The sequence below is a fragment of the Rhodococcus sp. NPDC127593 genome (genome assembly GCF_042671975.1).
Classification (GTDB): domain Bacteria; phylum Actinomycetota; class Actinomycetes; order Mycobacteriales; family Mycobacteriaceae; genus Rhodococcus_F.
In genome coordinates this window covers 1-12,812 of the sequence record NZ_JBHXWI010000047.1, presented here as the reverse complement: position 1 = coordinate 12,812, position 12,812 = coordinate 1, and the positions used below count along the sequence as shown (strand labels likewise).

Here is a 12,812-nt window from a genome sequence, read left to right as displayed (position 1 = left end):
GCCGATGGATACCTTTGCCTACACCCTGAACTGCTCGATCCTGCTCACCGACGTGCCGCTCCTGCAGCGTCCGCAGGCGGCCCGGGACGCCGGATTCGACGCCGTCGAATTCTGGTGGCCCTTCGACACCGCCGTACCGCGGGACAGCGACGTCGACGCGTTCGTGGCCGCGATCGAGAACGCCGGAGTGCAGCTCACCGGGTTGAACTTCGCGGCGGGGAACATGCCGGCGGGAGATCGCGGACTGCTGTCCGACCCGGCGCAGGTCTCGGCGTTCCGCGACAACATCGACATCACCGTCGGAATCGGAGAACGGCTGGGCACCAAGGCTTTCAATGCCCTGTATGGTAATCGTATCGACGGCACCGATCCGAAGATTCAGGGCGACACGGCCACCGAGAACCTCGCCCAGGCGGGTAAGGCGGCGGATCGTATCGGTGCGGTCGTGCTCGTCGAACCGGTCAGTGGCACGCCGGCGTACCCGCTGAAGACCGCGGCCGAGGCGATCGCGGTGATCGACCGGGTGAAGGCCGAACACGGTGTCGACTCGCTCCGGCTCCTCGCGGACCTCTACCACCTCGAGGTCAACGGCGACGACATCGGCGCCGCGATCGACACCTACGCAGACCGGATCGGGCACGTGCAGATCGCGGATGCTCCGGGTCGCGGCGAACCCGGCACCGGAACACTCGACATCGACGGCTACCTGAAGAGGCTCGCCGGACACGGTTACCGCGGATACGTCGGGCTCGAGTACAAGTCCACACGACCGGACACGTTCGACTGGTTGCCCCGCGAACAGCGCGCGTCCCGCGCCGCCCACTGACACACCACCACTTTCGACGGAATCGAGGAGACTCGTGAGCACTATCGCATTCATCGGACTCGGAATCATGGGCAGCCCCATGGCCGTTCATCTCGCCAAGGCCGGCCACCAGGTGGTCGGATACAACCGCTCTCCCGAGCGCACCGCGGCACTCGTGGAAGCCGGCGGCACCGCTGCGGACTCCATCGCCAAGGCCGTTGCCGGCGCCGACATCGTGGCCGTGATGGTCCCCGACTCGCCCGACGTGCAGGCCGTACTCGCCGGTGCGGACGGAGTCTTCGAGCACGCCCCGGCAGGCGCTCTGATCATCGACTTCTCCAGCATCCGGCCCGACGTCACCACCGCACTCGCTGCGCAGGCCGCCGAGCGTGGATACCGGCTGATCGACGCACCGGTATCGGGTGGCGAGGCCGGTGCGGTCAACGCCGCACTGTCGATCATGGTCGGCGGCGCCCCGGAAGACTTCGAGTCGGCCAGGCCGATCCTCGACGTCGTCGGGAAGACCGTGGTCCACGTGGGCCCCAACGGCTCCGGACAGACGGTGAAGGCAGCGAACCAGCTGATCGTCGCCGGCAACATCCAGCTCCTCGCCGAGGCGATCATCTTCCTCGAGGCCTACGGTGTCGACACCGCGGCCGCGGTGGAGGTACTCGGGGGCGGGCTCGCCGGATCGGCCGTCCTGAACCAGAAGGCGCAGAAGATGCTGGACCGGTCGTTCGAACCCGGATTCCGCATCGACCTGCACCACAAGGACCTCGGCATCGTGACCAGCGCTGCCCGTGAGGCAGGCGTCGTGACACCCCTCGGCGCCGTCGTCGCCCAGCTGATGGCCTCCGCCCGTGCGAACGGTGATGGTGGCCTGGATCATTCGGGCCTGCTGCGTGGAGTGGAGCGGCTGTCCGGCCGCCCCTCCCAGTGACCCGCTTCAACTCGTAATCCTCGATGGAGAACTGATATGCCTCGTATGCGCGCCGCTGATGCAGCGGTCAAGATTCTGGAACTCGAAGGTGCCACCCAGGCCTTCGGCCTCCCCGGTGCGGCGATCAACCCGTTCTACGCAGCAATGCGTGACCACGGTGGGATCAAGCACGTCCTCGCCCGCCACGTCGAGGGCGCATCCCACATGGCCGAGGGATTCACCCGCGCCAAGGCCGGAAACATCGGTGTCTGCATCGGGACGTCCGGGCCGGCCGGGACCGACATGATCACCGGTCTGTACTCGGCGATGGCGGACTCGATCCCGATCCTCGCGATCACCGGGCAGGCCCCCGTCGCGCGTCTGCACAAGGAAGACTTCCAGGCCGTCGACATCGCTGCGATCGCGGGTCCGGTCACGAAGATGGCGATGACGGTGCTCGAGCCGGCCCAGGTTCCGGGAGCGTTCGCGCAGGCATTTCACCTGATGCGGTCCGGTCGGCCGGGACCGGTGCTCCTCGACCTGCCGATCGACGTGCAACTGGCCGAGATCGACTTCGACCCGGACACCTACCAGCCGCTGCCCGTGTACAAGCCGGCCGCGTCCCGCGCGCAGGCGGAGAAGGCGCTCGACATGCTGGGTGCCGCCGAACGCCCGCTGATCGTCGCAGGCGGCGGCATCATCAACGCCGACGCCGCGGACCTGCTCGTGGAACTGGCCGAACTGCTGGACGTTCCGGTGGTGCCGACGCTGATGGGCTGGGGCACCATCCCGGACGACCACCGCCTCGCCGCGGGAATGGTCGGTCTGCAAACCGCTCACCGGTACGGCAACGCGACCATGCTGGCGTCGGACTTCGTCCTGGGCATCGGTAACCGCTGGGCCAACCGGCACACGGGTGGCCTCGACACTTACCGGAAGGGGCGCAAGTTCGTTCACGTCGACATCGAGCCCACCCAGATCGGTCGCGTGTTCGCACCGGACTACGGGATCGTCTCCGACGCCAAGGCGGCGCTCGAGCTGTTCGTCGCCATCGCGAAGGAGCGGAAGGCAGCCGGAACCCTGGCGGACCGCAGCACCTGGGTCGAGGACTGCGCCACCCGGAAGCGGACCATGCAGCGCAAGACCCACTTCGACGACGTGCCCGTCAAACCGCAGCGGGTGTACGAGGAGATGAACAAGGTCTTCGGGCGCAACACCCGGTACGTCAGCACGATCGGGCTCTCGCAGATCGCCGGCGGCCAGTTCCTGCACGTCTACAAGGCCCGCAACTGGATCAACTGCGGCCAGGCCGGACCGCTGGGCTGGACTATCCCCGCCGCTCTCGGAGTGGTCGCCGCGGAGCCGGAGACGCCCGTCGTGGCGCTGTCCGGTGACTACGACTTCCAGTTCATGATCGAGGAACTGGCGGTGGGCGCCCAGTTCAACCTGCCGTACATCCACGTCGTGGTGAACAACTCCTACCTGGGGCTGATCCGTCAGGCTCAGCGCGCATTCGACATGGACTTCTGCGTGCAGCTGGGCTTCGACAACATCAACACCCAGGAAGCCACCGAACACGATGTGCTGCCCGCAGTCCCGAAGGGGTACGGCGTCGATCACGTCAAGGTCGCCGAGGGTCTGGGCTGCAAGGCGCTGCGGGTCACCGAGCCCGGCGAGATCGCCGGCGCCCTCGAGAAGGCCCGTGAGCTCGCCGGTGAGCACAAGGTGCCGGTGGTGGTCGAGGTCTTCCTCGAGCGGGTCACCAACATCGCGATGGGAACCGAACTCGACAACGTCGCCGAGTTCGAGGATCTGGCGGAGAGCTGGGAGCACGCTCCCACAGCCCTCATGCTGCTGGACTAGGGGACACCGTGACACGTGTACTGGTCGCACCCGACAAGTTCAAGGGATCCCTCACCGCCGCGGAAGTCGCGGACGCCCTGGCCGACGGACTCCTGGCCGGTGATCGGTCCTGGGTGATCGATCGTGTTCCGGTCGCGGACGGCGGCGACGGCACCGTCGCGGCGGCCATCGCGGCAGGGTGGTCGCCGGTCGCGGTGACCACCACGGGGCCGACGGGTCTGCCCGTCACCTCGTCCTACGCGGTGCGCGGCTCGACCGCAGTGGTCGAACTGGCATCGGCCGTGGGTTTGGTACTGCTCCCGGACGGTGTGGCAGATCCCCTGGGTGCCAGTACATTCGGACTCGGCACCGTCGTCAGGCACGCGCTGGAGGGGGGAGCCCGCGAGATCATCGTCGGTCTCGGGGGCAGCGCGTCAACCGACGGCGGTGCCGGCTTGTTACAGGCCCTCGGCGTGCGTGTCCTCGACTCGGGCGGCAACGAGGTCGCCAAGGGAGGAGCGGCCCTGCGCGGGGCCGCCCGGGTCGACCTGACCGGCCTCCACCCGGCGGCGCGTGCGGCGCACTTCCGGCTCGCCTGCGACGTCGACAATCCGCTCCTCGGCCCGACCGGGGCCACCGCCGTGTACGCAAGCCAGAAGGGCGCGGCCGCAGAAGAACTGGTCGTGCTCGAGGACGCCATGACCCGGTGGGCGCAGGTCGTGCGCGCCGCCACCGGCCGCGACGACAGCCGGGTCGCGGGAGCGGGCGCTGCGGGAGGGGCGGCGTTCGGCGCGATCTCCGTGCTGGGGGCCGACACCCGGCCCGGCATCGACACGGTCCTCGGGCTCGTCGATTTCCCCGGGAGGCTCGCGGGGGCGGACCTCGTCATCACCGGCGAGGGCTCACTCGACGAGCAGAGCCTGCACGGCAAGGCACCGATCGGCGTCGCGACCGAGGCACGCAGGGCCGGAATCCCCGTCCTCGCCGTGTGCGGACGAAACCTGCTCAGCGACATCCAATTGCACAGCGCCGGCATTTCCGAGGCATACGCGCTCGCGGACCTGGAACCGGACCTTCATCGATCGATCAGAGATGCGGCGGAACTACTGCGCCGGATCGGCTGCACGATCGCGGCATCGACTGCCGAACTCGCACCACTCAGCACACGAGGAGAATCATGACGTCCACCGACTTCACCGCACTACCCGACCTCGCCTCACGCGCCCTCGGCGGAAGCGTATCCGCGGCCAACGACGAACTGTTCGCCCAGCGGGAGAACCTCATCAAGGCGGAGGCCCCGTTCTTCGACCCGTCCGATTTCGGGCACAAGGGCAAGGTTTACGACGGGTGGGAGACCCGCCGCCGCCGCGACGACGGCCACGACTACGCGATCGTCCGGCTCGGGGCCGCGGGCATCATTCACGGGATCGTCGTGGACACAGCGCATTTCAAGGGCAACTACCCGCCCTTCATCTCCATCGAGGCGGCGTCGATCGAGGGCTACCCGTCGATCGAGGAGGTCATGAAGGCGGATTGGCAGACCATCGTCGAGAAGTCCCCGGCCGAGGGGCACGCCGCGAACGCCTACGCGGTCGCCGACCCGCACCGGTGGACACACGTGCGGCTGTCGATCTATCCCGACGGCGGCGTTGCGCGGTTGCGTGTGCACGGTGAGGTCGTGCCCGACCCGCGGTTCCTCGACGGGACGGTGGACCTACTGGCCGCGGAGAACGGCGGGCGCCTCGTCGGCTGCTCCGACGCGTTCTACGCGTCGCCTGCGAACATCATCCTTCCCGGGCGGGCACGGAACATGGGGGAGGGCTGGGAGAACTCCCGGCGTCGTGGCGGCGGCAACGACTTCGCGGTGTTCTCGCTGGCCGCGGCCGGCCGGCCCCGGCACGTCGAGATCGACACCAGCTACTACGTGGGGAATGCGCCCGGCTGGGTGCGGCTGAGCACCGCCGACGCGCGGACCGCCGACATCGCGGACGACGGAGCGTGGACCGAACTGCTGCCCCGCACGGCCGTGCAACCCGACACGAGGCACCGGTTCGTTCTGGACGCCACCGACGCCGCCACGCACCTGCGACTCGACGTCTATCCCGACGGCGGCCTGTCCCGGCTGCGGCTGTTCGGCGATCTCGACGCGACAGCGCTCTCGGAGACGCGGCGCACCTGGTGGGAAGCCCTTCCCCAGAGCCATCAGGCGCTCGTCGCCGACCAGGCACCGCGCTAGTCCAGCCCCGGCGCGCTCTCCACCCCTACCTGACGAACCCGAGGAAACACGCATGCCCAATCCCAGTCCCGGTTACTCCATCACCGTTCGCGTCACGGCCCCGGTCGGCGCAGGCACCACCTCGACTCTCGCGGGGGCGGTGGCCTCCGTGAAGGGAGCCATGACCGCGTTGGACGTGGTGGAGAGCCACCCCGACCACATGGTCATCGACGTGACCTGCGACGCGTCCGACGTCGAGCACGCCGAGCAGATCGCGTCCGCGATCGCCGACGTGCCCGGCGTCGTGGTGGGCAAGGTCAGTGACCGCACGTTCCTGCTCCATCTCGGCGGGAAACTCGAAGTGGTGCCGAAGGTTCCGCTCAAGCACCGCGACGACCTGTCCCGCGCGTACACGCCCGGTGTCGCCCGGGTGTGCACCGCGATCGCCGAGAATCCCGAGGACGTACGGCGGCTGACGATCAAACGCAACACCGTCGCGGTCGTCACCGACGGCTCGGCCGTGCTGGGGCTGGGCAACATCGGCGCCGCCGCGTCGATTCCCGTGATGGAGGGCAAGGCGGCGCTGTTCAAGCAGTTCGCGGACGTCGACGCGTGGCCGGTCTGCCTGGACACCCAGGACACGGACGCGATCGTCGAGATCGTACGAGCCCTCGCACCGGTGTACGGCGGAATCAACCTCGAGGACATCTCCGCCCCGCGCTGCTTCGAGATCGAGGCACGGCTCCGCGACATGCTGGACATCCCGGTGTTCCACGACGATCAGCACGGCACAGCCATCGTGGTTCTCGCCGCACTGACCAACGCCCTGCGGGTGGTCGCGAAGAGCCTGGACACGGTGAAGATCGTGGTCTCGGGTGTCGGCGCCGCCGGACATGCCATCATCCGCCTGCTGGTGGCGCAGGGGGCGACGAACATCGTGGCGTGCGGGCGGAACGGAATCCTCTCGCCCGACGACACGTCCGACTCGTTCCGTTCGTGGATCGCGGACAACACCAACCCGGAAGCGCGGTCCGGATCGCTGCGAGACGCACTGGCCGGCGCGGACGTGTTCATCGGTGTCTCGGCACCGGACATTCTGACCGGCGACGACATCGCGACGATGGGCCCCGACTCGATCGTGTTCGCCCTCGCGAATCCGGTCCCCGAGGTCGATCCCGTCGCCGCCGGACAGCACGCTGCCGTCGTCGCGACCGGTCGGTCCGACTTCCCGAACCAGATCAACAACGTGCTCGCGTTCCCGGGCGTGTTCCGGGGCCTGCTCGACGCGCACGCCGTCGAGATCACCGACGACATGCTCATCGCCGCCGCCCGCGCGATCTCCGATTCGGTGTCTCCGTCGGAACTCAATCCCACGTACATCGTGCCGAGTGTGTTCGATGCCGCGGTCGCCCCGGCCGTGGCGGCAGCGGTGCGCAGCGTCGCCGACGCAGGTGGTGAACACGATGGCTGACCGGCTCGACCTGCTGTTCCGTGCCCCGCGGGTGATCACCGCGGCGGGCGAGGTCGCCCGCTGTGTGGGTGTGCGGGACGGCCGGATCGTCGTCATCGAACCGTTCGGTGCCCAGCTCGACGCCGAGGTCGTGGTGGAGCTGGGTGACGACGAGGTGCTGCTTCCCGGTCTCGTCGACACCCACGTGCACGTCAACGAGCCGGGCCGCACCGAGTGGGAGGGGTTCGCGAGCGCGACCCGGGCCGCTGCCGCCGGCGGGGTGACGACGATCGTCGACATGCCGCTCAACAGCATTCCGCCGACCGTCGACGCCGAGGCTCTGGACGTCAAACGCCGGGTCGCATCCGATCAGGCGTACGTCGACGTCGGATTCTGGGGCGGCGCCGTGCCCGGCAACGTCCCGGACCTACGGGCCCTGCACGACGCGGGCGTGTTCGGGTTCAAATGCTTCCTGCTGCACTCCGGCGTCGACGAGTTTCCGCCGCTGGATCCGGCCGAGCTCGAACTGGCGCTCAAGGAGATCGCGGGGTTCGGCGCGATGATGATCGTCCACGCGGAAGACGCGCACGCGATCGACCGCGCGACGTCACCCGGAGGGGAGAACTATTCGGACTTCCTCGACTCGCGGCCCCGGGGCGCCGAGAATCTCGCCATCGCCGAGGTCATCGAGCTGGCCCGGTGGACCGGGTGCCGGGTCCACATCCTGCACCTGTCGAGCTCCGACGCGCTGCCGATGATCGCGTCGGCACGCAAGGACGGCGTGAAGCTCACGGTGGAGACGTGCCCGCACTATCTGTCGTTCGTCTCGGAAGAAATTCCTTCGGGAGCAACGCAATTCAAGTGCTGCCCGCCGATCCGCGAAGCCGGGAACCGTGAACTGCTGTGGCAGGGCCTGGCCGACGGCGTGATCGATTGCGTCGTCACCGATCACTCCCCGTGCACGGTCGACCTCAAGAGATTCGACATCGGCGACTTCGGTGTCGCGTGGGGCGGCATCGCGTCGCTCCAGGTATCGCTGTCCGCGGTGTGGTCGGAGGCCAAGCGTCGCGGGCACAGTCTGAACGATGTGGTCCGGTGGATGGCGGAGAACCCGGCTGAGCAGGTCGGGCTGAACACGAAAGGGCACATCGCGCTGGGGTACGCGGCGGATTTCGCCGTGTTCGCGCCCGAGGAGGCGTTCGTCGTCGACGTGGCCGCCCTGCAGCACAAGAATCCCGTCTCCGCCTACGACCGGCGTGCCCTCGCCGGCGTTGTGCGCAGTACCTGGCTGGCCGGCAAGCGGATCGACCTCGACGAGGCGCCCCGCGGCCGGCTGCTCAGCCGCGGACTGGCCTGACGCTGCCGCCCTTGCCCGCTGTCGCGCTGGATCCGAAAGATCCAGTGTTACAGCGGGTTTGTCGTGTTTCGGGCGGCGCCACACCAAGATATATCCTGCGGAAATCATTGACCGGCCACTGTTGCCTGGCTCACACTTGGAGGGACCAATGGAACAAGCTTTCCGTGATACGGAAGTTCGTTCGCCGCCACGCAAGGACAGGCACATGCTCATAGACGACACAGTCTCGCGGCACACCACCACCGTCGACCACGATGCCGCCGTCCACGGCCGCGCTCCGCAGGAAACGACGCCGACAGCGACCGAGACGAGTACCAAACTCTACAACCTGGACCTGGCACCCACGAAGGCCTCGGGTCGCCGCTGGGGTAGCTACAGCATCTTCACGCTGTGGACCAACGACGTCCATAATATCGCCAACTACTCGTTCGCCATCGGCCTGTTCGCGCTCGGGCTCGGCGGCGGCCACATGATCCTGTCGCTCATGATCGGTGCCGTCATCGTGTGTGTCGCGATGACCTACGCAGGGTTCATGGGGCAGAAGACGGGCGTGCCCTTCCCCGTGATGAGCCGGATCAGTTTCGGAATCCGCGGCGCCCAGATTCCCGCCATCGTCCGTGCGGTCATCGCGATCGTCTGGTTCGGAATCCAGACCTATCTCGCCTCGATCGTTTTCCGGATCTTCCTCGTCGCCGTGGCGCCGTCGCTCGACCGCTTCGACCAGAATTCGATCCTCGGACTCTCCAGCCTCGGCTGGATCTGCTTTATCGGGATCTGGGCGGTCCAGATCGTCGTCCTCGTCTACGGGATGGAGGCCGTGCGCCGATTCGAGGGTCTGGCCGGCCCGCTGATCCTGGTCACGGTCGGCTCGCTCGCCCTGTGGATGCTGTTCCGCACCGACTTCTCCATCGCCTGGACATCCGATCAGCCCGCTTCGGGTGGGGAGATGTGGCGGCAGGTCTTCGCCGGGGCAGCCCTGTGGATGTCGATCTACGGCACCCTGATCCTCAACTTCTGCGACTTCTCGCGGCGCTCCCCGTCGAAGACCGCCGTCGTGCGCGGCAACTTCTGGGGACTGTTCGTCAACGTCCTCGCGTTCGCCGTCGTCGCGTTCATCCTGTGCGGCGCCCAGTTCCAGATCGACGGGACGATCATCGACAGCCCCACCGACATCGTCGCGGCGATCCCGAACACCCTGTTCCTGTCGCTGGCCTGCCTCGCCCTCGTGATCGTGACGATGGCCGTCAACGTCATGGCGAACTTCGTCGCACCGTCGTACGTGCTGTCGAATCTCGCTCCCGGGAAGATCAGCTTCCGCAAGGCCGGCATCATCAGCGCCTGCATCGGCGTGGTCCTGCTGCCCTGGAATCTCTACGACAGCCCGGTGGTGATCAACTACTTCCTCGGTGGCCTCGGCGCCGTCCTCGGCCCGCTGTTCGGCATCATCTTCGTCGACTACTGGTTCATCCGCCGCACGAAGGTCGACGTGCCCGCCCTCTACTCGGACAGCCCGACCGGAACCTACTACTACCGCAAGGGATTCAATCTGCGGGCGATCTATGCCCTCGTTCCCGCCGCGCTCGTCAGCACCCTGTTCGCGATCGTCCCGGCCTTCCATCTCGTCGCCCCCTTCTCGTGGTTCATCGGAGCGGGCCTGGCGGCGGCAATCTACGCGGTCGTCGGCGACCGCACCCGGCAGTACGTGGACGTCTCCGGCGAGTCGATCGCCGTGGACAGCGGCCACGGCGACCACTGACAGGAGCTTTCGATGCGTATTCTCGTCGTCAACGTCAACACCACCACGTCCATCACGGACGCCATCGCCAAGCAGGCCGAGGCCGCGGCAGCACCCGGCACCGAGATCGTCGGGCTCACACCGGACATCGGTGCGGAATCCGTCGAGGGGAACTTCGAGAGCTACCTCGCCGCGATCGCGGTGATGGACCGGGTGCGTTCGTACCCGGAACCGTACGACGCGGTGATCCAGGCCGGGTACGGCGAACACGGCCGGGAAGGTCTCCAGGAGCTGCTCGACGTACCCGTCGTCGACATCACCGAGGCGTCCGCCAGCATCGCAATGATGCTGGGGCACAAGTACTCCGTCGTCACCACCCTTGACCGCACCGTGCCGCTCATCGAAGACCGCCTCCGGCTCGCGGGCCTCGACGCCAAGTGCGCGAGTGTGCGCGCGAGCGGTCTGCCCGTCCTCGCACTGGAATCCGACCCCGAGCGCACGATCGAGGCGATCGTCGACGAGGCCGAAGCTGCTGTGCGCGAAGACAAGGCCGAGGTGATCTGCCTCGGCTGCGGTGGAATGGCCGGCCTCGACGACAAAATCCGTGAGCGCACCGGTGTTCCCGTGGTCGACGGGGTCAGTGCGGCTGTCAAATTAGCGGGATCTCTTGTAGGGTTGGGGCTCTCGACCTCGAAGGTGCGCACGTACGCGCCCCCACGTCCCAAGAAGATCACGGGATGGCCGCTCGCGAAACCGCGTTAGTCACCTGTGCAGTGAGTTGTACAGCTTCGTCCTCACCCCGGACAGTCACCACGGCGCCCTATCCCGCGCCCGCAACGATGGAGTATCCCTTTGCTCGAACAGACCACGACCTCCGCGGACCTCGCCCGCGCCGGTTCGGTTCGCGTCATCCGTGAGGGTGTTGCGTCTTATCTGCCGGATATCGACCCGGACGAGACCACGGAGTGGTTGGAATCGTTCGATGGACTGTTGGACCGGTCCGGACCGACCCGTGCCCGGTATCTGATGTTGCGGATGCTCGAGCGGGCCGGGGAGAAGCACGTCGCTTTGCCGGCGTTGACGTCGACCGATTATGTGAACACCATCCCGACGGAGAACGAGCCGTGGTTCCCCGGCGACGAGGAGACCGAGCGCCGGTACCGGGCGTTCATCCGGTGGAACGCGGCGGTGATGGTGACCCGGGCGCAGCGGCCGGGGGTCGGGGTCGGCGGCCACATTTCGACGTATGCGTCGTCGGCCGCCCTGTACGAGGTGGGGTTCAACCACTTCTTCCGCGGCAAGGATCACCCCGGTGGTGGGGATCAGATCTTCATCCAGGGCCACGCCTCGCCGGGCATCTACGCCCGCGCGTTTTTGGAGGGGCGGATCCCGGCGGAGCGGATGGACGGGTTCCGGCAGGAACACTCGCACGCCGACTCCGGTGGCGGGTTGCCGTCGTACCCGCACCCGCGGCTGCTCCCCGACTTCTGGGAGTTCCCGACCGTGTCGATGGGGTTGGGCCCGATGAACGCGATCTACCAGGCCAGGTTCAACCACTACCTGCACGACCGCGGCATCAAGGACACCGCCGATCAGCACGTGTGGGCGTTCCTCGGTGACGGCGAGATGGACGAACCCGAATCGCGGGGTCTGGCGCATGTGGCGGCCACCGAGGGCCTCGACAATTTGACGTTCGTGGTGAACTGCAACCTGCAGCGCCTCGACGGCCCGGTCCGCGGCAACGGCAAGATCATCCAGGAGTTGGAGTCGTTCTTCCGCGGCGCCGGCTGGAACGTGATCAAGGTGGTCTGGGGCCGCGAGTGGGACGCCCTGCTGCACGCGGACCGCGACGGCGCCCTGGTCAACCTGATGAACGTCACCCCGGACGGCGACTACCAAACCTACAAGGCCAACGACGGCGGCTACGTGCGCGAGCACTTCTTCGGGAGGGACCCGCGGACGAAGGAACTGGTCGCGAACCTGTCGGATCAGGACATCTGGAACCTCAAGCGCGGCGGCCACGACTACCGCAAGATCTACGCCGCGTACGCGGCGGCGATGGCGCACAAGGGGCAGCCGACGGTGATCCTGGCGCACACCATCAAGGGCTACACCCTGGGTAAGCATTTCGAGGGCCGCAACGCCACCCACCAGATGAAGAAGCTGACCCTCGACGATCTGAAGAATTTCCGGGACCTGCAGCGCATCCCGATCTCCGACGAGGAGTTGGAGAAGGACCCGAAGATGCCGCCGTACTACCACCCCGGCAACGACGCCCCGGAAATCCAGTACATGCTCGACCGCCGCCGCGCCCTCGGTGGGTTCCTGCCGCAAAGGCGCACCGGGGTGGCGCCGTTGCCGATGCCGCCGGACTCCACCTACGACGTGGTCCGGAAGGGGTCGGGCAAGCAGCAGGTCGCGACGACCATGGCGTTGGTGCGGATCATGAAGGAGTTGTTGCGGGACAAGGAGATCGGCAAGCGGATCGT

10 protein-coding genes are annotated in these 12,812 nt (G+C 67.4%); all 10 read left to right on the top strand.

Going from position 1 to position 12,812, the window contains the following annotated elements; all coding sequences use genetic code 11:
• Nucleotides 1-4: 4 nt before the first annotated feature.
• Nucleotides 5-826, top strand: coding sequence for a hydroxypyruvate isomerase family protein (locus ACFVJ3_RS34800; protein WP_378456383.1), 822 nt, complete (start codon nt 5-7; stop codon nt 824-826).
• A 34-nt stretch (nt 827-860) separates the two neighbouring features.
• A complete protein-coding gene (locus ACFVJ3_RS34795) occupies nt 861-1,745 on the top strand; it encodes a 2-hydroxy-3-oxopropionate reductase (protein WP_378456382.1) in 885 nt (294 codons plus the stop codon).
• A 36-nt stretch (nt 1,746-1,781) separates the two neighbouring features.
• Complete coding sequence (gcl, locus tag ACFVJ3_RS34790) at nt 1,782-3,587, top strand: glyoxylate carboligase (protein WP_378456381.1); 1,806 nt, start codon at nt 1,782-1,784, stop codon at nt 3,585-3,587.
• Nucleotides 3,588-3,595: 8 nt separating this feature from the next.
• On the top strand, nt 3,596-4,747 hold the full coding sequence (locus ACFVJ3_RS34785) for a glycerate kinase (RefSeq protein ID WP_378456380.1): 1,152 nt from the start codon (nt 3,596-3,598) through the stop codon (nt 4,745-4,747).
• Nucleotides 4,744-5,802 carry an allantoicase gene (gene alc / locus ACFVJ3_RS34780; protein WP_378456379.1) on the top strand — a complete coding sequence of 353 codons (1,059 nt, stop codon included), beginning with the start codon at nt 4,744-4,746 and terminating at the stop codon, nt 5,800-5,802. Before ACFVJ3_RS34785 ends, alc begins: the two co-directional genes overlap by 4 nt.
• A gap of 52 nt (nt 5,803-5,854) precedes the next feature.
• Entirely contained in the window at nt 5,855-7,252 is a 1,398-nt protein-coding gene (locus ACFVJ3_RS34775; RefSeq protein ID WP_378456378.1) for an NAD-dependent malic enzyme, read from the top strand.
• On the top strand, nt 7,245-8,588 hold the full coding sequence (gene allB / locus ACFVJ3_RS34770; RefSeq protein WP_378456377.1) for an allantoinase AllB: 1,344 nt from the start codon (nt 7,245-7,247) through the stop codon (nt 8,586-8,588). The genes ACFVJ3_RS34775 and allB overlap by 8 nt, the downstream gene beginning before the upstream one ends.
• A 205-nt stretch (nt 8,589-8,793) precedes the next feature.
• Nucleotides 8,794-10,344 carry an NCS1 family nucleobase:cation symporter-1 gene (locus ACFVJ3_RS34765; RefSeq protein WP_378456376.1) on the top strand — a complete coding sequence of 517 codons (1,551 nt, stop codon included), beginning with the start codon at nt 8,794-8,796 and terminating at the stop codon, nt 10,342-10,344.
• 12 nt (nt 10,345-10,356) lie between these two features.
• Nucleotides 10,357-11,085, top strand: a complete 729-nt coding sequence (locus tag ACFVJ3_RS34760) for an aspartate/glutamate racemase family protein (RefSeq protein WP_378456375.1) — start codon at nt 10,357-10,359, stop codon at nt 11,083-11,085.
• A gap of 84 nt (nt 11,086-11,169) precedes the next feature.
• On the top strand, nt 11,170-12,812 hold a 1,643-nt coding region (gene aceE, locus ACFVJ3_RS34755), incomplete at its 3' end, for a pyruvate dehydrogenase (acetyl-transferring), homodimeric type (protein ID WP_378456440.1).

Excerpts from the sequence above, each read along its gene's own strand:
- ACFVJ3_RS34800 (WP_378456383.1), top strand. The coding sequence starts at position 5 with ATGGATACCTTTGCCTACACCCTGAACTGCTCGATCCTGCTCACCGAC.
- gcl (WP_378456381.1), top strand. The coding sequence starts at position 1,782 with ATGCCTCGTATGCGCGCCGCTGATGCAGCGGTCAAGATTCTGGAACTC.
- alc (WP_378456379.1), top strand. The coding sequence starts at position 4,744 with ATGACGTCCACCGACTTCACCGCACTACCCGACCTCGCCTCACGCGCC.
- ACFVJ3_RS34775 (WP_378456378.1), top strand. The coding sequence starts at position 5,855 with ATGCCCAATCCCAGTCCCGGTTACTCCATCACCGTTCGCGTCACGGCC.
- allB (WP_378456377.1), top strand. The coding sequence starts at position 7,245 with ATGGCTGACCGGCTCGACCTGCTGTTCCGTGCCCCGCGGGTGATCACC.
- ACFVJ3_RS34765 (WP_378456376.1), top strand. The coding sequence starts at position 8,794 with ATGCTCATAGACGACACAGTCTCGCGGCACACCACCACCGTCGACCAC.
- ACFVJ3_RS34760 (WP_378456375.1), top strand. The coding sequence starts at position 10,357 with ATGCGTATTCTCGTCGTCAACGTCAACACCACCACGTCCATCACGGAC.